Origin of the sequence: Winslowiella iniecta (assembly GCF_001267535.1) — a bacterium.
GTDB classification, from domain to species: Bacteria; Pseudomonadota; Gammaproteobacteria; order Enterobacterales; family Enterobacteriaceae; genus Erwinia; species Erwinia iniecta.
In genome coordinates this window covers 1-634 of record NZ_JRXE01000062.1, presented here as the reverse complement: position 1 = coordinate 634, position 634 = coordinate 1, and the positions used below count along the sequence as shown (strand labels likewise).

The window sequence follows — 634 nt, the reverse complement described above, 5'->3', positions numbered from 1 at the left end:
TACGACGCGCACGGGCAATTGTGCGGCGAAACCGTCGACGGCTTCACTGACCGCCGGGTGCGGCGCAACGTGCGCGGGCAGGTGGTTTGCCAGACCGACGCGGCCGGCCACTCCACCCGCTATGATTATGACCGTTTCGGTCGCCTTACCCGGCTGATAAATCCGAATCACGACAGCTGGCATTTTGCGTGGGACAACGGCGACCGCCTGCTGGCGCAGACCGACTACGCCGGGCGGCGCGAAAGCTATGGTTATGACAGTCATGGCCGGGTCGTGTCGGTTTCGCAGCAGCCGCTGGCGCAGGCCGGCGGGCAGCCGCAGCAGGCGCAGGTTTACGCGCTGGAGTATGACCGCGCCGGCAGGCTGGCGGCGAAAAGCAACGGCGAGAGTTATACGCGGTATCAGTATGCGGCGCGCAGCATCACGCTGAAGCGCACCAGCCTGGCAAAATATCATGCCGCGCGTCAGGCCGCCGTGGAGCCGGAGTGGGATGACCAGCTGTGCCTGACGCGGGATGCGTCGGGTCATCTGCTGAGTGAACAGAACCACGGCGGCCTCTGGCAGTACCGCCACGATGCGCAGGGAAACCTGCTGCAAAGCCGCGGGCCGGACGGCAGCACGCAAAATTTTCTGC

At 65.3% G+C, this 634-nt stretch carries 1 pseudogene; it reads left to right on the top strand.

What is annotated here, in order from left to right:
• Positions 1-634, top strand: a pseudogene (locus tag NG42_RS21580) (RHS repeat-associated core domain-containing protein); the annotation flags it as partial.